Here is a 20,825-nt window from a genome sequence, read left to right on the forward strand (position 1 = left end):
TGTATTGCATAGCGATACAGTGGCTGACGATATTACTCTGCGATAACCTGTATTGCAATGCGGTACAGCGTGCCGGTGAGGATAAATTAGTGCTAAAGTATCGCCATCCAAAAAGAAGGAACGCTTATGTCTGAACTTTCAATCCCGCGGGATGAAGATCGTGCGGGTGGGATTCAGGTCATCGCACGGGCGGCTAAAATATTGAATGCTCTGGGTGACTGTCCGAACGGCATGAGCCTGGGTGAAATCGCTCAGGCGGTTTCCCTGCCGCGCTCGACGGTACAGCGGATCGTGAGTGCGCTGGACTCGGTACAGTTGGTGCGCAGCCACGGCGTTGGCGGAGTGCGACTGGGCCCGGCGCTGCTGCGACTCATTGCTACGCTGCATACTGACGTGGTGGCCATTGCTCAGCCGTGGCTACAGGCGCTGAGTGATGCTACTGGCGAAACCGTGTCGCTGGCGCGGGCAAGTGGCGTTCAGCTGGCGATTGTTCACTGCGTGGTGGCCGACCGCGAGCTGCGGGTGGTACCACGCATCGGTCTTAACCTGCCGTTGTACAGCACTTCAGGCGGCAAAGCGCTGCTGGCGCTGGACAGTGATGAGCAGGCCCGGGCGCTGGTGGGCGATGCCTATAAGGCGATGACAGACCTTACCGTAAAGGCATTTCCAGAGCTGCTTGCGCGGCTGCATGAGATCCGCCGTACCGGATTATCCTATGACCGCGGTGAGACGCTGGAAGGGATTTCTACTATGGCGGTAGCGATCGATACTATTTTGGGGCGCTTTTCCATTAGCTTACTGGTTCCATCCACCCGTTTTCAAAAGCATGAGGCGCTCTATCGTACCGAGATCCTTAAATGCAAAGAGGCGCTGGTGGATGAGATAGGCAAGGTGGCCCTTCGTAACTGACAGGAGAGGGATATGAAAACGCTTTTAGTGGCCGTGGATAACTCGGCTATTGCCCGTAAGGTCGTACAGCTGGCCAGTGAGCAGGCCTGCGCACTTCAGGCACAGGTGGTGGTCTTATGCTGCGTTGATGCCAGCTACGCCAGCACGACTGGCGCCTGGATTATTGAGGCCGGAGAAGACCCGGGTGACTTTGGCGCGGCCCTGGACGAGCAGAACACCGCCGAGGCCGCCGTGCGTCAGGCGCTGGCGGGCTTACAGGCCGCTGGCGTTACGGCAACCGGACGCGTGGTAGCCGGTGAATCGGCGGAAACGATTGTAGCGGTGGCGAACGAGCTGCACGCGGCGATGATTATTATGGGGCGCCGCCATCTCTCCTCATTTAACCGGCTGCTTAAAGGGTCGGTGAGTGCGGCCGTGATCGAACATGCCAGCTGTCCGGTGCTGGTGGACGTACGCGCCGACTAGCGCTTCATTATCAGGGCTGGCGCAAGCTGGCCCTGCATAACAGGATGCCATTTTGATTTCACAGCCTACCCTTATTTCCTTTATCTCCGGCCTTGCCGTTATTTTCGTGCTCATACTGCTGCAAAAACGCGGCGCCTTCAGTAAGACAACCGCCGCCATACTGGCACTTTCCCTGCTCTTTGCCGGAAATTTCTATTATTTTGGATGGCGGCTGCCGCAGGAGCAGCATGCAGAGAAAATCGCTGAGGCAGTCAGGCATCTGGCCCTGCAGCCGGTCTGGCGCACGGTAAAAGCCCAGCAGCCTGACCTGTATAAAAAAATTGAGCAGGAATATCTGACGGCGCTGAAAGAGGGAGCCGGTGAAGCGGAAGCCCGGCAGCGGCTGCGGCCCGATCTTGCTGACCTGCTTAATCAGCGACTCGCTTACGCCAGCGACAGCGATGTGGTTGCCTATATGCGTATTTCAGTCGAAGAGATGAAGGTGCTGCGGCAGAAAGATCCCAATCTGTGTTTCAAATTCCTTTTTCCTCAGGTCAGCGGCGGGATCAATACCGATGAACTGTTGCCGGAATCGCTGTTAAGTCGTGAGAAAGATGCAATGGACAGCTTTCTGCATCACGCCAGCGGAGCGGTAACGCAGCAGGATGCGTCGGGTGCAAATCGGGATTTACACACGACTGTCCGAACGCTCTATCGGAAATGGGGCAGCGACCTGCAAACGCTCAATACACCTGCCGAGCCAGACATTAACCGGACTAAACTCTGTGATATGACCCTCGATCTGTATCAATCCGTGCTGGCACTTCCGGTTAAGCGTTCTGCGGCCGTTTTGCGTATCATACTCAGCGGAAATGCAAATTAAGCAAAAAAAAAGCCCGCTCGCCGCGGGCATAAAACATTGTAATTTTATAGTAAATCCTGGTGTGGTGCAGACTCGTTGCTGTGTCTGACTGCATAATCGCACTCCCTCGCCAATGACGCCAGACGGTTCGCTGAATCGAATCAATAGGTAAGTTAATGCAAATGTCGGCTAAAGAAAGCGCAAATATAGCTTTTTCCGATAGCGTGGGGAGCAGAGGCTGATATCATGCCGCACCAGAGGAGAATCATGAGATGAAAAAGAGTATTCCCTGCCTTGTTGCCCTGGCTGCACTGCTATTAGCAGGCTGTACGTCAGGTAAACCTGGGGCATTTGAAAGAGTGGATGAAGACCCGGCTGTAAATACCGTTCAGTATCGCTTTAATCCGACAACGGTAAATAAAACGGCGATGCAAGAAGATGTGCAACGCTATTGTGCCGATCGGGGTTTTGACACCGTCGAACCGATTAAACCTCAGGCGAGCCGTCTTCCGGGGTTAATGAAAGCATGGTATCAGTGTAATTACAGTATTAAGGGATAAAGTATAAAAAAGGGCGGGGAAATCCCCCGCCCTGAATAGCGTTATTTCTTTATTGTTATATTGCTGTGCGCAGGCTTTGCCCGCCAGGGAAGTGAGCTTTTTCCCGTAATTAGCGATATCAAATCTTTACGAACCCCATGCCGGGCAAGGTGTTTTCACCCATGCCCTGATACTTATTGTAGACCGCATCTACTGCCCTGCATGGTACATCCTTCCGTTCAGGCATCTTTATCTGAATGTTAGGAGTTCATTTACCTTACGCCACCAAGGTTAGTGGCAAATAGTGGAGAAATAATGCCGCGTTTGTCGTTTTTTTTATAAAGATATGTCCAGATAATTCAGTTTATTTTGCATGGCTGTACAATTAATGGGCATCAAACAATGATGAAAAAAACCATTGACGGCAGAATTATCCTAAATGAAACCCTGTTTATTCAACAAAACCCATTGATCCGAAAAATAGACAAACAAAACCCCGCCAAAGCGGGTCATTTTAAATCAGGCCATTCTAAATTGAGGCTGGTTGACGTCATAAGTCGTGATACCCAATGAGCGGTAACGATCGAAGGTCGAGATTATGGCAAGAATTTGGTCAGCAGTGTCAATGCTCAGCGCGTTAGGGTTCCAGTTAGATATTTGCTGCTCATTAAGTAGCAACGCATCCCAAGGCTTTAAGCCGCCGACACCCATACCGGCCCGTGTCAGAATATCGATAAAGTGCTTCTGGCTATCATCATAGACCTGGAAGCGGCCGACTTGAATCATGCCGCTCACCCAGATTTTAGCGCCCCAGACAGTCTGATAATCATCACTGATGACATGGCGATGCCAGTTGAGCAGGAAGGCGTAGACGGTACGAGCCATGGTCTTTTTTGTCTATGGTGGCTTCGACGAAAGCACCATTAAAGGAATTGAGGTAATGCGTGCGCTGCGTAAAGGACAGGCGGAAAACTTCTATATCCGTCATCCTCTGGGCGAGATGCGTCTGGTAAGCAGAGTTTTTGACGTTTAAGGCCTTTGAATAAGACAAAAGGCTACCTCATCACGAACTTTGCAACAGTGCCGTAATAAGTTTATCACGCAACAGTGTCTTCCACTGAGTGTCAGCCCCCTATTCAGTCTTAGCTCGCACCTTCATGCCACTTTGTGGCATTCTTACAGAATAAAAGATCATTTATTGATAGTATTGACTTTGATTGATGAATATTATTGCATATGCGAAGGGTTAGATTTTTTTGGAAAATGCCTCGTTATGAAATTCATATATCCAGTCGGGGGAAAGGAATTTGATACCAGCAGAACGATGGATTTTGAATAAATCTGCTGAGTTGTGAGGAGGACTCAGAGTTGGAGAAACTGCTTCTGTTGGGTATTGAAGTACCGTGAAAGAACGGTATAAACTATGACGGAATACTGTATTTTACATACGACGTTAATGTTTTGAATAAAAATTTCTTTAAACAGGCTACTCATCTAGTGATCCATTAATTAATATGTTGATAACAAAATATGACTGCACATTTTAAAAGAAACCCAATTTTTCATCAAGACACCAGAGGATTCAGCAAATATGATATTGTTGATAGTCATGTATCTTCCAAATTCTCTTTGATAAAAAAAATTATCTCATTAGAAAATTCAACGTGCAAAATGGGGGGGGTACCATTTAAAAAATTTATTATCCTGGGAGATAGTTTATCTGATTCGACAGGAAAAATGTATTCTAAAACATCAGGCCTGATGCCTTCATCACCCCAGTATTATGATGGAAGATTCACCAATGGTTATACATGGGTTGATTTTCTGGCCTCACCGAGATATATGAACGTAGCTGTGGTGACAAAAGCTGAAGGAGGGGCCGTTGCTGGTAATTACTGTAAATTGAATCCATTATTTATGTTTATCTCAAGTATGAAAAAACAAATAAGTGGGCTTAAATTCGGTAAAGACGATTTGGCCATCGCCTGCATTGGTTCGAATGATTATATTTCCTACAATAAGAAAGATGTCAATAAGGTCGTTAATGATCAGATTAAAAATATCAATAATATGATAGAAAAAGGAGCTAAGAACATTCTTGTGATGGGTATACCAGATTTTTCACAAACGCCATTTGCTGAGGCTGAAACTCAGGAAAAAAGGGAAGAATTAAAAAAGCTATCGTCGCAACATAATGAGTTATTGTCCAGTAAAGTTTCTGATATTAATGTTAAAAATGGAGCTAACGTTAAATTTTTCGATCTCAATGAAGTGTTGACATCAACCATTAATATTGCAAATGACATAGGTTACAATACCAGCGAACCTTTTCATCAGGGGTACATTGGCGGAAAAGGTCCATTAGATATTTCACCAAAATATTTATTTAATGATGGCGTTCATCCAACACAAGAATTGCATGCCATTTTTGCAATGAAAATCCATGAATTTATTACCAATGAGTTCAGGGGGTAGAAATGTTCAAAGCGATAATTCATCTTCCTAACCATGTACCACATTTTTCGCCAGTTGCTGTTAATACGACAAGGACTTAGCCGTTAGTTGCAGTGAAAATCCTATCCTTAAAGAAAAGTGTCTTTCAGTATTTATAATTGCAAGTTTAATGACAGTTACTGGTCTTGCGTCATGCAAAGACAATTTTTTCCAATATTATTATCCCAAATTTTGATAAGAGGCTTCACATTTTGATGGAATAAAATTAAACATAATCACTATTTAATTGGAGTTTTTAGATGAAGCGGGTCTTGCCGATGTCACCGCCGGTGATGCACGGGTAGAATCCCCGGGGCAGTTCATCTAAAATGGAGTCTCAGAGTCATTATAAATATTTCTTTTTCTTGGCGCTTAATTATACGGGCAACAGTCTGTTTTAGGCAGTAACACTCGGGATGGTGTGACTTTTTTCAAGCACAGTCATCAAAGCGATGACTGTTTGAAATCTTTATTGCTGGATAATGCATGTACCCACCACGGGATAGATGCGGAAAATCTGGTTATACGGGCATAAGCATAATATGTTTCTGCTTAACCCCCCAGATTATAGTCCGGAAATGAAGCTGATTGAAATCCTGTGGACGCGGGCGAAATACCAGTGCGCCGTTTTATACTTTGGATTAGGGATACAATGGATGATAAGTTAGATTCATTGCTCGAAGTTATGTAATCAGTTTGTAACTACTTTCTTAGGATCACTGAGAACTAAGGTAAAAATAATGATAAGTAATTTTTTCACATCTCACGTGCTTGCAGGTTATAGACTTAAAACCACTTAGTTACATAACAGTAATCAGTCAATAAATGTGAGTCAAATAAGCGAAAATATAAAAATCATTAATAATTAAAAATGTTTTTTTCTGGCATCAATGCTTCATTCCTCACCTGGTAATACCCTCGTTAGCGATAATGCTGAAAAATACAGTGCGCCCTGTAATAGATTGCTTCATTGATAAGCTGGATAGCATACAATTCGAACCAAAACATAAATTTGGTGCTGGGTCTTATGGCGCTTGCTATCGTTTCGATGATTTTGTCGTTAAAGTTCCTGCTGATTGCCATGATAAGTTTTTTGACTGGGGGGGGGGCGGAAGAACATAGAAATGTCAATCCCGAACGGGTAAGTAAATATTTAAATATTGCCAACAATGATCCAGATTACTCACGCTTTGCGACAACTGTGTTTAAGGATAAAGCTGTCAATATTTTAGTTTCAAAGTTCGTCGAGGGCCATGAACTGGATGTTGATAATGACGATGATTATGAACGTGCGAGCGAAGAGGAGATGTTACAAATACATGATGGTGACAAATTTACTGTCATAGGGGTCTTAAGGACTCACTGTAATAAACCCCCAGTAGTAAACTGCACCCCAAAAGTTGGACACCCAACTGAGCAAGGTACAGTTTTTGAGGCGCTGTTGCAAAAATTCGGAGGTGATAAACTTATTACGGGATTTGAGGGCCAACCGTACGAAAACGTACGGTAAGAGATCAAAATCTGTCTGAAAAATCGGTTAGTAGACAACGCTGGCCGTTAAACATCATTTATCGATTAAAAAAAGACCTTTTTGATGGCATTTTTCTATGTCAGTTATGTTTCGATATATCAGAGAGTCACTTTACTAACGTACGTTTCCGTTCCATTGGACTTCAGACCCCTAAGCTGGCCGAATTACCGTTCGATGAGCGAAAGCGTCAGGTGGCCGAGCGTATTTTCCGTGATATGAAGGGTGATATACACCATCTAACCCCTCAGCAGTTTGAAAAAATGGTCTGGACTCAGCTTTACCAGCTTGAACTGGTAAATATGGAGCAGCCAGGCACAACCCCGCCTCACTAACCCGCCCTCTTTTTACTAATCCGTTTCCCTGCGGAGGATGTTCGTTGTCCATCGGCTGGGGTAGCTCGTTTTTTAGCCATCTTCATCATGATAACTTCATCGAAATTCGGCCAAAACCCTCATCAACAGCGCCGCTATATCTTTTATGCACAGTTATCTGCAAACAGGGAAATGAGATTATCTGCAATCAACGAATAGTTAACTGCAAAACAATCAGGTCTTCGACCTACTTAATTTCATTAAAGATCTACTTATTCGCTGGATAAGTTCTGTGGATAACGGGGAAAATCGATAATGACCGCCCTTGCAGCGGCCAAACAGCCGCGCCGGTTCGGCATGGTCGCTATGCTCCCCAAAAGACTTTAAGTAGCACCTCCAACCTTAGCCGGAGGCATGGAGTCAACGAGACGCAATGCAGCGAAAAGGCGCTTTTCGCCCTTACCCAATTCATCGCTAAAAGTAAGCTAAAAAAACCAGTCTGGCAGGAAGGGGGATGCTTGTAGATACATTGTTTATCCTCTACAATGTATCTACAAATATGAGCGAGGAAATGTTAATGACAACAGTAACGCTAAAAAAATGGGGCAATAGCCCATCGATCAGAATACCAGCCAGCGTAATGCAAGCAGCAGCACTTAATGTCGAAGATAAACTCGATTTGAAAATTGATGAAGCTGGCCAAATTGTTTTAGTACCATTGAAATCTAAAGAGTATTCACTGGATGTACTGTTATCAGGTATCACACCAGATAACGTTCACGGAAAAATAGATTTTGGTTCGCCAGTTGGAAAGGAATTGATCTAAATGGTTTCACGTTACGTACCAAATTCTGGTGATCTAATCTGGCTGGATTTTGACCCCGTAGAAGGTCACGAACAGGGGGGCCATCGCCCTGCTGTCGTCCTTAGCCCTTTTTCTTACAATAATCCCGTAGGGTTGCTGCTTTGCGTTCCGTGCACCACTAAAGCTAAAGGCTATCCATTTGAGGTAGAACTATCGGGTAGCCGCGAAAGTGTTGCTCTTGCCGATCAAGTTACCTGTGTTGACTGGAGAGCGCGAAAAGTAACAAAAAAAGGCACTGTATCGCCTGAAGAACTTGCTGAGATCAGAGCAAAGGCTAAGGCTCTAATTGGATGAGAAAATCCCTGCCGCGCTTTGCTTGGCCAACACTGATCTGGTACATAAAAAATTTATGCACCAGATCAGTGTTCTCAAAGAAAATACATGTGTTTTTGAGTAAATGTGTGATTACACATTTTTATTGAAGTATCTACTGAGGTGCAATATGACAGTTAAAAAGATTAGAGGCACACTGCGAAGCGGAAAGGATGCGGCACTTGATACTTGGGATCAAGTTACGTCTGACCAGACAAGCAGGACAGGTCATTCAGCGAAACGTGTAGCATCGCAGCTCGCCAATAATGTTGATCCGGAAGTAGTTGCTCTCCAGATTACGAAGAACAGCCTTAAAAATAACCCGGACGATCCACAGACGTTTACCGGTGAGGAAGTTGTAACTGTCGCAAAATTTTACGCAGCTAACCGTTCGCGGCCGGTGCTCACTCGCAAGCAGTCCAATGCGCTCATTGCCGCGCAGAAAGAAGCCGATGCTGGAAGTAGTCCGTCTGTTAACGATGATGTTCCAGAGCCACAGCAGCATTGATCTGCTTAACAAGAGAGTATCTCTGGATGGTTATACTCTCTTATTATTATATATGAGTTTTTACTCATATGTGTATTTAAGTAAGTTACCTGTCATTTGCTTTCAGCCAGCTATCAACCAAGTCCTTTATAACATCAGTAATAGATGCACCTTGTTTTGCACACGCCGCTTTGAAGCGGATATGTGTTTCTTCATCAAAGTTAACGTTGACTCTCTTTTGCTTTCCCGTGGGTGTGCTATTGACGACTTTTTCAAGATCTCGATGCTCACCGAAACTCATTGTTTTTGATGTAAGTTGCTTAGTTAGTGCCATACATAACCTCTAATATGCTGAAATAAGTATATGAGTTTTTACTCAAATGATTCGAGTATTTCTCGCGTCAGAATGGCTATCTCGCCCTTTGCTGCTCCATCGTTGGTATCGAAAACGCTCTCACCCTCCATGACGGATTTAACGTAACTTTGGCGTTGTGTGATCGCAGTTTTAAACGGCTTAATACCCGTCTGAGCAATGCTATCTTTCAGAACGTTAAGCATGGTGGCTTGTTCGATTTTCCGTGTGATGAGGAATCGAGCTTCTACCGGACGATTATAAGCCTGGGCTTCCAGTACCGTGACGACAGAACCGGCAGCGGAAAAATCCAGAGGGCTGGGTGTTACCGGGATGATAATCAGGTCGCTGACCATCACCGCTGCGGAAGTAATAACTGACAGAGAACCGGCTCCATCAATAATCACAAGTCATATTCAGCCAGATCTTTTCTTACCTGGTAAACGTCTTTCTCTGATGCTGCGGTGTAAACATCGAATGCTGCTTTCTCTGCTTTATTCCAGTTAGTCAGGCTCATCTGTGGGTCTGTATCTACAACTGCAATTTTTTACCCGAACTGGCAAGGCAGCTACTGACGTTGATCGCCGCAGTCGTTTTACCAGACCCCTTATTTACCTTCTGCCCTTCTGAACCAGGCAAACTGGCGGTGATGACCTAAACTATTCGCATTCATTTAAAGGAGACGTTATGCGTTATCAGGTAGAAAATGTACTTGCGGTGCAGGCTGAACTGGGGGAATGCCCGGTCTGGTCGGTCAGTGAGCAGGCGCTTTATTTTGTTGATATTCTGGCCCCCGCGCTGCATCGCTTCGATCCGCAGAGTGGCGCTCATCAGGTTATGCCGGTAGCGGAGCATATCGGCTGTTTCGGACTGCATCATCAGGGGGGCTTTATCGCCGCGATGCGCAGCGGCGTTTTTCAGCTGGATAAGCAGGGGCAGGTTGTTAGTCGCATTGCGCCTAATCCTGGCGATGCTGAACGCAGTCGGTTTAATGACGGAGGCGTGGATCGCCTTGGTCGTTTCTGGTGCGGCAGCCTGTGGGAGCCGCAGGATCGTAACGGCGCGAAGCTGTGTCGGGTGGACGAGGCTCTTCAGCTGACTGTTCAGGCTGAAGATATCATGATTTCTAACGGCGTTGCGTTTTCGCCGGACGGGCGCTGGATGTACCAGACTGATACGCCACACGGGCTGCTTTATCGCTACCCAATGGACGAACGGGGCGAGATTGGCCCGCGTGAGGTGGTCCGTCAATTTGCGCAGGGTGAGGGCGGTCAGCCCGACGGCGCAGCGGTAGATAGCGAAGGTTTTTACTGGGCGGCAATGTTCGATGGGGCGCGTATTGTCCGCATCGATCCGGCGGATGGCCGAATTGTTGATGAGATCCCATTGCCGGTTCGTTGGCCGACGATGGTCGCATTTGGCGGAGCGGATCTTAAGACGCTGTATATCACCAGCTCCCGTGAGGATCGTAGCGTCGAGGAGCTGGAGACATACCCACAGTCTGGCGATCTTTTTGCGGTCAGGGTAGAGGTGGCAGGCCTGCCGGAGCCGATCTTTGGTATGAAGTAGGGGGCTGCCCGGTAGCGTCAGAGGGGTTAACGCCCGGCTGGTATATCTGCTTAGCCGATGGACAATCCCAGCGTTTGCCGGGCGTCCTCACGCCACGCGTTGCGTGGTGCCTTTGGCTCCGACTCCGGGCCGGACGGCCCGGTCACGAGCGGGCATCCCTGCCCGCCGCTCCCTGAGTGCAGCATCCCTGCTGCCCTCGCCTGGCCTTCCGTCTTCGCCGCAGCGCTGCGGATTGCCCGTCAATCGCAGGGATTGTCCACCTCTCAGGCGCCTGAATTGCTTTTAGTGAAACCGCCTTTAACCCACAGCCAGCACAATACAATAAGCCGACGGGTGGGGCCCGGTGACAGGCAATCCGCAGCGCTGAGCGCAGAGAGGAAGACCCGGATGGGCCAGCAGGGATGCTGGCACAAGGGCATGCCGGGACAGGGATGTCCCGTCATGCCCGGTCCGAAAGGTCGACGAGCGGAGCGAAGGGACCGCGCCACGCGCGGCGTGAGGACTGCCAGGCACCGGGCACCCCTTGTAGGCGATACCCCGGACCTTTGCAGCATCAGTTACAACTACCAGGCACCCCTTATAGGCGACACTCCGGACCTTTGCCGCACACGATCTTCTCAGACATGCTGAAGATGGCTCTTATTATCAGCAGGACGATGTGGCAATCGAATTGAGGCTGACAAAACCAGCGAAACAATCAGCAGCGCCATAATCAGACTAAAAGTCACAATAAACCCGCCAAACAGCGAGGCGATCAGCGAACCCAACACGCTGCCAATCCCAAAGCCCAGATAAATCAGCCCGTAGTTTTTAGTCAGATTATTCAGGCCAAAGAAATCGCTCACCAGCGAAGGATAAACGGTAATGGTCCCGCCAAAACTGAAGGCGACACAGGCAATGGCGATAAAAAAGGTCAACTCGTTCATCTGACTGAACAGCATAATCGCCATTCCCGCCAGCGAAACCACCTGTGCCAGCGTAATCACCCGAATACGCGGCATTTTATCGGAAAGAATACCGAGAATCAGGCGACCGCTCAGGTTGGCAACCGCAATCACCGTCACCGCGTTGGCCGCCGTCTGTAATGAGAGATGTACCAGCCCTTCGCCGATATCTTTCGCAATGCCAATCACGTACAGACCGCTCATACAGGCGGTCAGGAACATCAGCGCCAGCATCCAGTACTGCGGTAAACGTACGGCTTCTGCCAGCGAAAAGTCACGCGCCCGATTGATTTCACCCGGCCTGGCCGCAGGCTGTTGTGGGGCGTCTTTCATCAGCAACGCGCCGAGGATAATCATCACCATTGCCAGTCCGCCCCAAATAACAAAGGTCGTCTCCAGGCTGTTAATACTCAGCAGATAGCTACAGATAAATTTGAACCCAAGGCTGCCCAGACCGTAGGCACCTATGGCACAGGCGGAAATCATCCCTTTGCGCTCTGGAAACCATTTTACGCAGTTTGAAAGCGTCATCAGATAGCCCGCGCCGTCGGCCAGGCCCACTAACACCCCCGCGCTGAGATACAGCATAAAGAGATTGTTAGCGTGAGCGGTCATATAAAAGCCCACCGCCATCAGCACGCCAGCACCGATGGCCACCCGGCGTACGCCGAAACGCTCCTGAAGCTTTCCCGCCAGCGAAGAGGCGATAGCCAGCCCCAGGCTCAACAGGCCAAATGAGAAAGCCACCTGGCTGATTGGCGCATCCAGCTTGTGGGACAGCTGGCCGTTAAACAGGCTCCAGGTATAGACTGAACCCAGAGCAAACTGAGTAATAACCGTACCGATCAGGGTTAGCCAGCGGGTACGATTAACGCTGACGTTGACGGGGGATGTGCTCATGGAAAACTCCCGATGAAAGTTTAATAAATTGAGCACAGAATATGTCGGGTCTTTCGCGCGCGGGCTGATTAAGGCATGAACTGCCGCCCGCGCGGAATGAAATGCCTCTCACAGGGTATGAAAGGTAGCCTGAGCCGCAGGTCGTTAGCGATCCGCCGGGATAGCATTATCCTGTTCCGTCAGCCGCAGCTGTCGCAGATCGTTGCCAGTAGGCATTTGATGAACGCGCAGGCCAAATTCAGGCAGTACGGCAAAGATATGATCGAAAATATCAGCCTGGATATTTTCATACTCCAGCCAGGCGGTGGTATTGGTGAACATGTAAATCTCTATCGGCAGGCCAGAGGGACCCGGCGCCAGCTGGCGTACCATCAGGGTCATCTCCTTATGGCTGCGCGGATGCGCCCTGAGCCAGGCTTCCAGCCAGACGCGGAAGGTACCGACATTGGTCATCCTGCGGCCATTAAGCGGCGTGGTGAGATCGCAATTCAGCCGGGCATTATAGTTTTCCACTTCCTCACTTTTGCCTTCCAGGTAGGGCGTCAACAGTTGCGCACGCTTTAACCTGGCTACCTCGACCTCGCTGAGAAAATGGATGCTGGTGGTATCAATATTAATGCTGCGCTTGATGCGGCGTCCGCCGGATTCTGACATCGGGCGCCAGTTTTTAAATGAATCTGATATCAACACGTAGGTAGGAAGCGTCGTGACGGTCTTATCCCAGTTGCGAACCTTAACCGTAGTCAGACCGATATCCACCACGTCGCCGTCTGCGCCATATTTAGGCATCTCCAGCCAGTCGCCAATCTTCAACATATCGTTGGCTGACAGCTGGATCCCGGCCACTAAACCGAGAATGGGGTCCTTAAATACCAGCATCAGTACGGCGGTCATGGCACCCAGCCCGGTCAGCAGCACCAGCGGGGATTTACCAATTAGCACTGAGATAATCATCAGCACAACCAGCAGCGCGGCAATCAGTTTCAGGCTTTGAAAAATACCGCGAAGGGGGAGCTGGCTGGCAATGGCCTGTCGCTGCGTTACCTCAAGAAGCACATCCAGCAGCGAGAAAAACATCAGCAGGCTGAACGTCATCATCCATACCTGGCTGAACACCACCAGCACGGTATGCAGCGGCTCAATGCCCTGCAGGAAAAGTGCAATTTGCAGCTGGAGCAGGATCCCCTGGAGGAGCAGGGCTGAACGGCTGAGCAGTTTCTTATCAATAAACGATCGTGGCCACTGCTTTGACGACTTCCCGGCCAGCCTGCGGAGGGGGGGAATAACGCCCTGATGCAGCAGGCCGTGTACGAGCAGGGAGATCAGCAGAATAATGCCGAGCAGGGCGAATACAGCGATAAAAGAGGCGTAGGGCAGATCAAAGGCGCTGAGCCATTGTGTCAGGTAGTCATGCATAACGTTATCATCCTTGTTAAATTCATCGTCCAGCCATGCTGCGCCAGGTCGTCGAACCTGACGCATGAAGGGCATAAAATGAACTATATCAACAGCTCGTCCGCAGGATATCGCGAATTGCGTCTTCCGATCAAATCAGTGCGACACGCATTTACTCGTAACGGGGCTTGTAGCTCAGCTTATCAAGCCAGCGGGAAATATCATCCGGCTCTTCCACCCCCGCCAGATCGTTATCAAACAGATAGCGCACCAGATGGCGGGCGATAGCTTTTTCCGTTTTCAGTATCCCGGCCTGAGAAGGGTAGAGCATCCCCCGATCGCGATCTTTTTTACTGACCTGCTGCGCACAGGCGCGGGCTGCCTCTATAAACAGCCGATCGTCAATACGCCTGGGCCGTGCCGCGTACACCGCCAGGCTTACCGCCGGAAAAATATAAAAGTTATTGGCCTGACCCGGATAGCGCGTTTCACCCTGTACGTTTTCCTCGCCAAACTGCACACCCGCGGCATAGAGCGCTTTGCCCTTGCTCCACTGATAGGCCTGTTTTGCGGTGCATTCTGCATTATCTGTCGGATTGGAAAGTGGGAAGATAATCGGCCGGTCGTTCAGCTTACTCATGGTTTTAACCACCTTCTCGGTGAACAGCCCCCCCTGCGTACTGACGCCGATAAGCACCGTAGGTTTAACCGCTTCCACCACTTTTTGCAGATCGGACTGGGGTTCAGCCTTCCGGGCAAAGGTCTTCTGTTCAGCAGAGAGTTTTTTACGCCCCGTCTCAATCAGCCCGTCCTTATCGAACAGCGTGATTGCCCGGCGAGCCTCTTCCCGCTCTGCGCCTTCCAGCACCATCGCCTCAACCAGCATATTAGCGATGCCCGTTCCAGCGGAGCCAGCACCGGCAAAGAGCACGCGCTGCTGTGACAGCTTGCCGCCAGTGGTTTTCAGGGCCGTAATCAGGCCAGCCAGCACCACGCTTGCCGTACCCTGAATATCGTCGTTATAAACCAGGGCCCGACTCTGATAGCGTTGTAGATAGCGCACCGCATCACTGCCTTTCCAGTCCTCAAAGTGAATACAGCAGCTGGGGAAGACGCTCTCCACCGCCGCGACAAACTCATCCAGCAGCTCATCCAGCGCTTTTTGCGCAAGGGGGGCTTTGCGCAGGCCGGTATAAAGTGGGTCACCCGTCAGTTTTTTATTGCTGGTGCCAATGTCCAGGTGGACAGGCAGCAGGCCTTCTGGCGGGACGGCGGCACAGGCGGTGTAGAGCTGGAGCTTTCCTACCGGGATAGGCGCACCGTTAGCACCAATGTCGCCCAGTCCTAAAATCCGTCCACCGGAGGTTACACAGATAAAACGGACGTCCTTTTGTGGCCAGTTGCGCAGCACCTCAGCTAGCCTGCCTTTCATTTCCCGCGTCAGATACATCCCCTTCGGCTGGCGATAAATATGGCCATACTTAAGACAGGCATCCGCAATGGTGGGATCGTAAACCAGGGGAATAAAGGTGACGGGATCGGACATCAGCGTGGCATAAAACAGCGTTTCATTACGATTCGCCAGTTCCTGCAAGTAGATATATTTTTCGATGTCGTTAGGCTTGCCGCCGAGGTGCTCTTTAACGCGCTGGATTTGGGTTTGCAAACTGTCCACGATGGGCGGCAGCAGCCCTTCCAGTCGGTGTTTTTTACGTTCCGCTTCGCTAAAGGCCGTACCTTTGTTTTGCTGTGCTGAAGAGAGTGGCGAAGGGGGAACGGCAGCGGGCTTATCTTCTCTGGCGTGTGACGACATAATGGTTACTCCTTACGAGTCCTGAACGTGAAAACTGATCACGAGGTCTTGTTTTAATAAGGAGTAAGCCTGGTCGAAAACATTCAGCGGGGCGGCAGGTTAATGTAACAAAATCCGATATCTGCATTCTGGCACATTGCTCAGGCGGCGATGATTATGGAAAGAATAGCCAGAAAATCAGTCCTTAATGTAGCTGCGAATCGCCTCGGCGATGGCTTTATTGCCGTGTCGTTCATCGCGGTGTTCAGTATCATCCGCGACCTTGAGCAGGTATTTATTCAGCTTGCCGCCGGTAGGCACATTGCCGTAGGCAATCAGCATCTGCACGATATGACGCAGGGCAAGTACCTCAACGGTGAGGCGTTCAACAATAGGATCTTTGTCTGGCATAGGGACTCCACAACGGGCGTGATTAACTTTCCCTCAGTGTAAGTGTGCGGTGAGCAATCAATCAGCGGAGTAGCGGGGTATTTATCGCCTATCTCTCCCTCCGACGAATCGTACCTAAAAGAGGGTAGGGTTAATGCCTAATGTCGCGAGGTATAGGCTGACGTACCAGAAAGCACAATAGAATGCCACAAAGGGTAAAATGAGCACGATAAGGGCCAGCCCGAAACTGGCGTCACCCTCGCGGGAAAGCCTGACCAGGAAAATAATAAAACAGACGATAAAAAGCAGAATAAACAGAATAGCTAAAATGGGCAGCAGGGTAAGCAGCATAATTGAATATCCTTATCATTGAACATTTACCTCTCCACAGGCAGGAAGCTTACTAAATTAAGGCCGACCGTATTGCTCTTTTTTCTGGCGCGATTAAGCAACTTGAGTTTCCCATTGGTTGGGCAGAAAATAATGCATCCCTTTCTCCACGCACAGAAATTAGCATGTTGATTCGTACCGATGAAGCCAGAACGCTCAATACTGACAGCTGGCTGGCCTGTCTGCTGGCCGCCGTTGCCGGTGCGCTTAATACGGTGGCGTTTGAAATTGTAGGATTTTTCGCTGCCAACATGACCGGTAACGTATCTTCCCTTTCCGATAATCTGGCCCGGTTCAGGTGGAACGGCGGCCTGTTCTTCCTGTCCATCGTACTGTTTTTTATTTTTGGCGCCGTACTCTCCACGCTGATTATCAATGCCGGACGGCGCAGAGGCCTACGCGGCATCTATGCTTTCGTTATTGTTATTGAAGCGCTGGCGCTAATAGTGCTTGGCGTGGCTGAGCTGAGCTTCACCCTGCCAGGGGCGGTGCTCATTTTGGCCCTGAGCCTGCTGATGGGGCTGCAAAACGCCGTGGTAACGAGGATTTCGAATGCCCGCGTCAGAACAACGCACGTCTCCGGCACGGCAACCGATATTGGTATTGAAATGGCGATGCTGATTGATATCCTGCGGCGGCAGGAGTCCCCCAGTGAAGCCACGGCATATCTCGATCGGTTAAAGCTCCATGCGCTGACGATAGCGGGATTTCTGGTCGGGGGGATCGTCGGTATCTGGGCCTGGAGCCTGCTGGGGTATGCTTTTCTGATTGTCGCCGGATGCGTACTGATGGTGATGTCCCTGCTTTCGCTGCATCATGCCAAAGCGCGCTATTCCGCTGCGGCGAGCGGTACGTTGAAATAGCCCCTGGCGGTGCCTGCGACAGGGGGCTGCGGGCGGCTATGCGCGGCCGGTTAGCAGCAAAGGCGAGAGGGCGCGCGCCGACAAGCCCGGTATAAATTGAAAGTGTGTGGGCAGTCAGGCTATCTTAGCGGAATACCTGTGTTTATCCGGAGTGACCATGCAGCAGGAAGAATTCGTAAAACAGCTGGCTGAGCAGGGTTTTGACACGCCGGTGGTGGTGGAGCGCGAACCTAACGGCAGGCTGGAGCATCACGCGCATCCCTTTGAAGCGAAAGCGCTGATTCTGGCGGGTGAGATAACCATTCTTAGTCAGAGCGGGGAAAAAACCTGGCGTGTGGGCGAGGTGTTTCATCTCCAGCGCGATGAGCCCCATTCCGAATTCTTTGGACCTGAGGGCGTTCGTTACCTCTCCGGCAGAAAGAGCGCGCGGCCCTGATGATGAAAAAAGTATGGTTAGTTTTATGCCTGATAATGACGGTTGCCGGGTGTACCGCCTCCGTTGGCCAGGATTTCGACGATGCGCGGCTTAACAAAATCCACAAGGGCACGACCACGAGGCAGGAAATGATTGCGCTTTTTGGTCAGCCCACCTCGGAAACCCCATATCCGGAGGGGCATCAGATCCTGATGTGGACCTGGAGTCAGGCAAGGGCAAGGGACACGACCGAGGGTAAGACGCTGACCGTACAGATGGAAAATAATAAAGTCAGAAACTATGCGGTGAGCAAGTCGTAAGGGGCGCGCCTCAGCCATCCGGGGATGGCTGAGAAACAGATCATTATCCGTTAGCGTTTAAACCTGCGTCAGGCCGCCATCCACACAAATTTCAGCGCCTGCAATGTAGCTACTTTCATCGCTTGCCAGAAACAGCGCGGCGTTGGCCACTTCTTCAGGCCTTCCCGCTTTAATGAAATCCGTCGTCGGTTGGATGGGATCACCCATAAAGCGCTGGCAGATGCGCTGAAGCGACTCGAACGTAATGGCCTGGTGATCCGCGAAGTTCTTCCCACATCCCCGGTTGGGGTTGAATACAGCCTCACGCCGCTGGCACAAACGTTACAACAGCCGTTTATCGCGCTGTATGACTGGGCGCTGGAACATGGAGCGGCACTGGATAAAGCCCAGGCCGCGTATGACCTGACCCATGCGGGGGAAAGTGCGGAAGAGACCGAACCCCCCGCGTAAAAAGGGTGCGAGTTTTGTCAGTCAGGATGTCTTGTGACCGTATACTGATATGTATTAGCTCAGACCTGATCTGACAGTTACAGGTTATTTATACAGGTGTCCGTCAGATTACATCTGGTTTAAATTTTTCTCAGCCCAGATGTGTTTTCCATCAAGTAACGTTTCCATTGGCGTCCGGCCACAGCACATTTTCCCCTGATGGGTTCGCTCATTATTATAGTGAACCAGCCATTCATCAAGATCTGACTGTAATGTATCAAGTTCGCCATACAGTTTTTTGCGGAATGCTACCTGATAAAACTCCTGCAATATCGTCCTGTGGAACCGTTCGCAGATGCCGTTCGTCTGCGGCGACATCGCTTTGGTCTTTGTGTGGTCGATATCATTTATTGCCAGATAAAGCTGGTAATCATGCTGCTCTACTTTGCCACAGTACTCTGTGCCTCTGTCGGTCAATATTCTCAGCATAGGTAGTCCCTGAGACGCGTAGAACGGCAGCACACGGTCATTCAGCAGATCTGCTGCTGTAATCGGCGTTTTGGTGACATAGAGCTTGCAGTGAGCGACCTTCGAGTAGGTATCCACGAACGTCTGCTGATAAATACGTCCAACACCTTTCAGGTTTCCCACGTAGAACGTGTCCTGAGACCCCAGATAACCCGGATGAGCGGTTTCAATTTCGCCACAGGCCTCGTCATCACTTGCTTTACGTTCCAGTGCGGCAATCTGGCTGTCAGTCAGTTCGATACCCTCACGAGCCACTTTTTCTTCCAGTGCTTTAAGGCGCTTTTTGAAATTCTCAAGATTGTGGCGCAGCCAGACAGAACGGACGCCACTTCCTGAGATAAAAACGCCCTGTTTACGCAGCTCATTGCTGGTCCGGTGTTGGCCATGAGCAGGGAACGCAACAGCATAATCAGTAACGGCCTGCTCAGTTGCATCGTCAGTACGATTTTTGAGATTGGGAGCGCGCCGGCTGCGGTTAATCAGCGCATCCACACCGCCTTCATCAGCCAGTTCACGATAACGGTAAAATGTATCACGGGAGACGCCCATGATTTTACAGGCTTTAGATACGTTGCTGAGTTCTTCAGCCAGATTAAGCAAACCAGTTTTGTGTTTGATGACGGGATTGGTAGTATGAAGCATGAGAGTTACCTCGTGTTTTGTATAAGGATTCGACACCCATATCAAAACCGGTAACTCTCAACCTTTCAAGGCCATATGTCAGATCAAGTCGCGACTAATACAGCTAAATGATAGCAGAAAGTCAGAGTGATAACTTTTCTGCTATCATAACGTTCATTAATTTTATATAAACTCGATTACTAAAAAGTGTTTGACTACCTGCTGGTCGATTTTAAGAGCTAAATTTCTCATGAAATAGTTCATTGCTATCGCTTCTTTAAATTCAATCTCGCGAGATTTACCATGAGCAATATCATTTCTTAAAACTCTATACTGGTGATACTGTTCAATGTCTTCAGATGGGAAATCAACACCAAAAGCATATTGAGCTACATGTGGGATTTGGAATGCTTTTAAATCAGAATAGTTTTTAAACAACTCTACTAAACCAAATGTTGAAAATAGTTCAGAGGGAAACCTAAAATCAGTGTGGTTGAGAACATCGATATGCTTTCTATATTTTAATAGATGGGCTTTTTTCTTATACCCTCTTAATTTATTCGAGCTGATTCTAATTCTCTCATTCAAAAGGCTGTTCATATTATTTTTTTGTTTTTTTAATGACTCCTTTTCGAAGTGTTCCCTACCACCATGAAAAATTTCAATTTCAGCAATTAACTCTTTAAAATAGGCCTCGAAGTAACTAAATGTATTTATAAATATAAGCTTGCCGAGATTTTTTTTATAAGTTTGACTAAATCCCCTTAATTGTTCTATGTTAGGTTCACCTTTAAAGTAATCAGCATCAGGCAGTTTTTTTACTGAACCATGTTCCAGTGCTTTTATGTAACCTTTTAGAGCAGGAACTGCATTGCAGCATAAAACCGCAAAATCTAGGCTTGACTGTGTTTGTCCTTTTAAAACTTCATAGGCCTTGCTATTACTTATCATAATTGATATACTCCGGGTTGTGCTGGTGTAACGGTAACATACTCCGAGAACCTGCTTAATAGGCATAAATAGATTGTGTCTATTGCGAAGGTAGAGATTCTGGTTCGACTCCAGAGCACATAACTAAGGTTTCTTTCACTATAATAAAACCCCATTTAAGCTCTTCAGCCTCCAGAACCTCTGTGTTCATACATTATTTAATCTAATCTTTAT

The 20,825-nt window shown here is 48.9% G+C and carries 23 protein-coding genes and 4 pseudogenes; 15 read left to right on the forward strand and 12 right to left on the reverse strand.

What is annotated here, in order from left to right; translation table 11 throughout:
* The first annotated feature begins 126 nt into the window (after nt 1-126).
* The 4 genes from AC4PCC_RS05825 (at nt 127) to AC4PCC_RS05840 (ending at nt 2,775) form a co-directional block, all read left to right on the forward strand.
* Nucleotides 127-909, forward strand: a complete 783-nt coding sequence (locus AC4PCC_RS05825; RefSeq protein WP_492126714.1) for an IclR family transcriptional regulator — start codon at nt 127-129, stop codon at nt 907-909.
* 12 nt (nt 910-921) lie between these two features.
* Nucleotides 922-1,374, forward strand: a complete 453-nt coding sequence (locus tag AC4PCC_RS05830; RefSeq protein WP_067705826.1) for a universal stress protein — start codon at nt 922-924, stop codon at nt 1,372-1,374.
* Between the two features lie 52 nt (nt 1,375-1,426).
* A complete protein-coding gene (locus tag AC4PCC_RS05835) occupies nt 1,427-2,236 on the forward strand; it encodes a hypothetical protein (protein ID WP_492126715.1) in 810 nt (269 codons plus the stop codon).
* A 251-nt stretch (nt 2,237-2,487) separates the two neighbouring features.
* Nucleotides 2,488-2,775: a hypothetical protein gene (locus AC4PCC_RS05840; protein WP_492126716.1), complete on the forward strand. Its 288-nt coding sequence runs from the start codon at nt 2,488-2,490 to the stop codon at nt 2,773-2,775.
* A gap of 498 nt (nt 2,776-3,273) precedes the next feature.
* Here AC4PCC_RS05840 and AC4PCC_RS05845 read toward each other — a convergent pair whose 3' ends face one another.
* Entirely contained in the window at nt 3,274-3,639 is a 366-nt protein-coding gene (locus tag AC4PCC_RS05845) for a hypothetical protein (protein WP_492126717.1), read from the reverse strand.
* Between the two features lie 31 nt (nt 3,640-3,670).
* On the opposite strand from AC4PCC_RS05845, the pseudogene AC4PCC_RS05850 reads away from it, so the two are divergent.
* The 6 genes and pseudogenes from AC4PCC_RS05850 to AC4PCC_RS05875 form a co-directional block, all read left to right on the forward strand.
* Nucleotides 3,671-3,787: pseudogene (locus AC4PCC_RS05850) on the forward strand (IS6 family transposase); the annotation flags it as partial.
* A gap of 497 nt (nt 3,788-4,284) precedes the next feature.
* On the forward strand, nt 4,285-5,229 hold the full coding sequence (locus AC4PCC_RS05855; protein ID WP_492126718.1) for an SGNH/GDSL hydrolase family protein: 945 nt from the start codon (nt 4,285-4,287) through the stop codon (nt 5,227-5,229).
* Nucleotides 5,230-6,274: 1,045 nt separating this feature from the next.
* Complete coding sequence (locus tag AC4PCC_RS05860) at nt 6,275-6,757, forward strand: hypothetical protein (RefSeq protein WP_492126719.1); 483 nt, start codon at nt 6,275-6,277, stop codon at nt 6,755-6,757.
* 846 nt (nt 6,758-7,603) lie between these two features.
* Complete coding sequence (locus tag AC4PCC_RS05865; protein ID WP_492126720.1) at nt 7,604-7,915, forward strand: AbrB/MazE/SpoVT family DNA-binding domain-containing protein; 312 nt, start codon at nt 7,604-7,606, stop codon at nt 7,913-7,915.
* On the forward strand, nt 7,916-8,248 hold the full coding sequence (gene mazF, locus AC4PCC_RS05870) for an endoribonuclease MazF (protein ID WP_064645507.1): 333 nt from the start codon (nt 7,916-7,918) through the stop codon (nt 8,246-8,248).
* Between the two features lie 148 nt (nt 8,249-8,396).
* Nucleotides 8,397-8,774 (forward strand): hypothetical protein, encoded by a 378-nt coding sequence (locus AC4PCC_RS05875; RefSeq protein ID WP_492126721.1) that lies wholly within the window; start codon nt 8,397-8,399, stop codon nt 8,772-8,774.
* 85 nt (nt 8,775-8,859) lie between these two features.
* Here the strand turns inward: AC4PCC_RS05875 and AC4PCC_RS05880 are convergent, their stop codons facing one another.
* Both AC4PCC_RS05880 and AC4PCC_RS05885 read right to left on the reverse strand, forming a co-directional pair.
* Nucleotides 8,860-9,087 carry a plasmid partition protein ParG gene (locus AC4PCC_RS05880; RefSeq protein WP_492126722.1) on the reverse strand — a complete coding sequence of 76 codons (228 nt, stop codon included), beginning with the start codon at nt 9,085-9,087 and terminating at the stop codon, nt 8,860-8,862.
* Nucleotides 9,088-9,125: 38 nt separating this feature from the next.
* A pseudogene (locus tag AC4PCC_RS05885) lies at nt 9,126-9,744 on the reverse strand (AAA family ATPase).
* Nucleotides 9,745-9,792: 48 nt separating this feature from the next.
* On the opposite strand from AC4PCC_RS05885, the gene AC4PCC_RS05890 reads away from it, so the two are divergent.
* Nucleotides 9,793-10,674 (forward strand): SMP-30/gluconolactonase/LRE family protein, encoded by an 882-nt coding sequence (locus AC4PCC_RS05890; protein ID WP_492126723.1) that lies wholly within the window; start codon nt 9,793-9,795, stop codon nt 10,672-10,674.
* Between the two features lie 50 nt (nt 10,675-10,724).
* Here AC4PCC_RS05890 and AC4PCC_RS05895 read toward each other — a convergent pair whose 3' ends face one another.
* From AC4PCC_RS05895 to AC4PCC_RS05920, 6 genes are all read right to left on the reverse strand, one after another.
* Nucleotides 10,725-10,859: a hypothetical protein gene (locus AC4PCC_RS05895; RefSeq protein WP_492126724.1), complete on the reverse strand. Its 135-nt coding sequence runs from the start codon at nt 10,857-10,859 to the stop codon at nt 10,725-10,727.
* A gap of 432 nt (nt 10,860-11,291) precedes the next feature.
* The gene (locus AC4PCC_RS05900; RefSeq protein WP_492126725.1) at nt 11,292-12,518 is read right to left on the reverse strand and encodes an L-lactate MFS transporter; all 1,227 of its coding nucleotides are present in this window, start codon (nt 12,516-12,518) and stop codon (nt 11,292-11,294) included.
* Between the two features lie 144 nt (nt 12,519-12,662).
* Nucleotides 12,663-13,934, reverse strand: coding sequence for a mechanosensitive ion channel family protein (locus AC4PCC_RS05905; RefSeq protein ID WP_492126726.1), 1,272 nt, complete (start codon nt 13,932-13,934; stop codon nt 12,663-12,665).
* A 151-nt stretch (nt 13,935-14,085) separates the two neighbouring features.
* Nucleotides 14,086-15,726, reverse strand: coding sequence for an NAD-dependent malic enzyme (locus AC4PCC_RS05910; RefSeq protein WP_492126727.1), 1,641 nt, complete (start codon nt 15,724-15,726; stop codon nt 14,086-14,088).
* A 177-nt stretch (nt 15,727-15,903) separates the two neighbouring features.
* Nucleotides 15,904-16,116 (reverse strand): hypothetical protein, encoded by a 213-nt coding sequence (locus AC4PCC_RS05915; RefSeq protein WP_492126728.1) that lies wholly within the window; start codon nt 16,114-16,116, stop codon nt 15,904-15,906.
* A gap of 114 nt (nt 16,117-16,230) precedes the next feature.
* Nucleotides 16,231-16,446: a hypothetical protein gene (locus AC4PCC_RS05920; RefSeq protein WP_492126729.1), complete on the reverse strand. Its 216-nt coding sequence runs from the start codon at nt 16,444-16,446 to the stop codon at nt 16,231-16,233.
* A 164-nt stretch (nt 16,447-16,610) separates the two neighbouring features.
* On the opposite strand from AC4PCC_RS05920, the gene AC4PCC_RS05925 reads away from it, so the two are divergent.
* The 3 genes from AC4PCC_RS05925 (at nt 16,611) to AC4PCC_RS05935 (ending at nt 18,083) form a co-directional block, all read left to right on the forward strand.
* On the forward strand, nt 16,611-17,348 hold the full coding sequence (locus AC4PCC_RS05925) for a YoaK family protein (RefSeq protein ID WP_492126730.1): 738 nt from the start codon (nt 16,611-16,613) through the stop codon (nt 17,346-17,348).
* A 157-nt stretch (nt 17,349-17,505) separates the two neighbouring features.
* Nucleotides 17,506-17,784, forward strand: coding sequence for a cupin domain-containing protein (locus AC4PCC_RS05930; RefSeq protein WP_067705814.1), 279 nt, complete (start codon nt 17,506-17,508; stop codon nt 17,782-17,784).
* The gene (locus AC4PCC_RS05935; protein WP_067705812.1) at nt 17,784-18,083 is read left to right on the forward strand and encodes a hypothetical protein; all 300 of its coding nucleotides are present in this window, start codon (nt 17,784-17,786) and stop codon (nt 18,081-18,083) included. The genes AC4PCC_RS05930 and AC4PCC_RS05935 overlap by 1 nt, the downstream gene beginning before the upstream one ends.
* Before the next feature lie 57 nt (nt 18,084-18,140).
* On the opposite strand, the pseudogene AC4PCC_RS05940 reads toward AC4PCC_RS05935, so the two are convergent.
* A pseudogene (locus AC4PCC_RS05940) lies at nt 18,141-18,254 on the reverse strand (SDR family oxidoreductase); the annotation flags it as partial.
* Between AC4PCC_RS05940 and AC4PCC_RS05945 the strand changes: the two are divergent.
* Nucleotides 18,240-18,533 (forward strand): annotated as a pseudogene (locus AC4PCC_RS05945) (winged helix-turn-helix transcriptional regulator); the annotation flags it as partial. The pseudogenes AC4PCC_RS05940 and AC4PCC_RS05945 sit on opposite strands and share 15 nt — an antisense overlap.
* Before the next feature lie 108 nt (nt 18,534-18,641).
* Here AC4PCC_RS05945 and AC4PCC_RS05950 read toward each other — a convergent pair.
* Both AC4PCC_RS05950 and AC4PCC_RS05955 read right to left on the reverse strand, forming a co-directional pair.
* Nucleotides 18,642-19,682: an IS481 family transposase gene (locus AC4PCC_RS05950; RefSeq protein WP_492126731.1), complete on the reverse strand. Its 1,041-nt coding sequence runs from the start codon at nt 19,680-19,682 to the stop codon at nt 18,642-18,644.
* A 162-nt stretch (nt 19,683-19,844) separates the two neighbouring features.
* Nucleotides 19,845-20,612 carry a HEPN domain-containing protein gene (locus AC4PCC_RS05955; protein WP_492126732.1) on the reverse strand — a complete coding sequence of 256 codons (768 nt, stop codon included), beginning with the start codon at nt 20,610-20,612 and terminating at the stop codon, nt 19,845-19,847.
* Between the last annotated feature and the right edge of the window lie 213 nt (nt 20,613-20,825).

Source organism: Erwinia sp. L03-1 (genome assembly GCF_058686115.1).

What these genes read in the sequence shown, in the direction of transcription:
- AC4PCC_RS05825 (WP_492126714.1), top strand. Translation starts at nt 127, where the DNA reads ATGTCTGAACTTTCAATCCCGCGGGATGAAGATCGTGCGGGTGGGATT.
- AC4PCC_RS05830 (WP_067705826.1), top strand. Translation starts at nt 922, where the DNA reads ATGAAAACGCTTTTAGTGGCCGTGGATAACTCGGCTATTGCCCGTAAG.
- AC4PCC_RS05840 (WP_492126716.1), top strand. Translation starts at nt 2,488, where the DNA reads ATGAAAAAGAGTATTCCCTGCCTTGTTGCCCTGGCTGCACTGCTATTA.
- AC4PCC_RS05845 (WP_492126717.1), bottom strand. Translation starts at nt 3,639, where the DNA reads ATGGCTCGTACCGTCTACGCCTTCCTGCTCAACTGGCATCGCCATGTC.
- AC4PCC_RS05855 (WP_492126718.1), top strand. Translation starts at nt 4,285, where the DNA reads ATGACTGCACATTTTAAAAGAAACCCAATTTTTCATCAAGACACCAGA.
- AC4PCC_RS05860 (WP_492126719.1), top strand. Translation starts at nt 6,275, where the DNA reads ATGGCGCTTGCTATCGTTTCGATGATTTTGTCGTTAAAGTTCCTGCTG.
- AC4PCC_RS05865 (WP_492126720.1), top strand. Translation starts at nt 7,604, where the DNA reads ATGCTTGTAGATACATTGTTTATCCTCTACAATGTATCTACAAATATG.
- mazF (WP_064645507.1), top strand. Translation starts at nt 7,916, where the DNA reads ATGGTTTCACGTTACGTACCAAATTCTGGTGATCTAATCTGGCTGGAT.
- AC4PCC_RS05875 (WP_492126721.1), top strand. Translation starts at nt 8,397, where the DNA reads ATGACAGTTAAAAAGATTAGAGGCACACTGCGAAGCGGAAAGGATGCG.
- AC4PCC_RS05880 (WP_492126722.1), bottom strand. Translation starts at nt 9,087, where the DNA reads ATGGCACTAACTAAGCAACTTACATCAAAAACAATGAGTTTCGGTGAG.
- AC4PCC_RS05890 (WP_492126723.1), top strand. Translation starts at nt 9,793, where the DNA reads ATGCGTTATCAGGTAGAAAATGTACTTGCGGTGCAGGCTGAACTGGGG.
- AC4PCC_RS05895 (WP_492126724.1), bottom strand. Translation starts at nt 10,859, where the DNA reads ATGCTGCACTCAGGGAGCGGCGGGCAGGGATGCCCGCTCGTGACCGGG.
- AC4PCC_RS05900 (WP_492126725.1), bottom strand. Translation starts at nt 12,518, where the DNA reads ATGAGCACATCCCCCGTCAACGTCAGCGTTAATCGTACCCGCTGGCTA.
- AC4PCC_RS05905 (WP_492126726.1), bottom strand. Translation starts at nt 13,934, where the DNA reads ATGCATGACTACCTGACACAATGGCTCAGCGCCTTTGATCTGCCCTAC.
- AC4PCC_RS05910 (WP_492126727.1), bottom strand. Translation starts at nt 15,726, where the DNA reads ATGTCGTCACACGCCAGAGAAGATAAGCCCGCTGCCGTTCCCCCTTCG.
- AC4PCC_RS05915 (WP_492126728.1), bottom strand. Translation starts at nt 16,116, where the DNA reads ATGCCAGACAAAGATCCTATTGTTGAACGCCTCACCGTTGAGGTACTT.
- AC4PCC_RS05920 (WP_492126729.1), bottom strand. Translation starts at nt 16,446, where the DNA reads ATGCTGCTTACCCTGCTGCCCATTTTAGCTATTCTGTTTATTCTGCTT.
- AC4PCC_RS05925 (WP_492126730.1), top strand. Translation starts at nt 16,611, where the DNA reads ATGTTGATTCGTACCGATGAAGCCAGAACGCTCAATACTGACAGCTGG.
- AC4PCC_RS05930 (WP_067705814.1), top strand. Translation starts at nt 17,506, where the DNA reads ATGCAGCAGGAAGAATTCGTAAAACAGCTGGCTGAGCAGGGTTTTGAC.
- AC4PCC_RS05935 (WP_067705812.1), top strand. Translation starts at nt 17,784, where the DNA reads ATGATGAAAAAAGTATGGTTAGTTTTATGCCTGATAATGACGGTTGCC.
- AC4PCC_RS05950 (WP_492126731.1), bottom strand. Translation starts at nt 19,682, where the DNA reads ATGCTTCATACTACCAATCCCGTCATCAAACACAAAACTGGTTTGCTT.
- AC4PCC_RS05955 (WP_492126732.1), bottom strand. Translation starts at nt 20,612, where the DNA reads ATGATAAGTAATAGCAAGGCCTATGAAGTTTTAAAAGGACAAACACAG.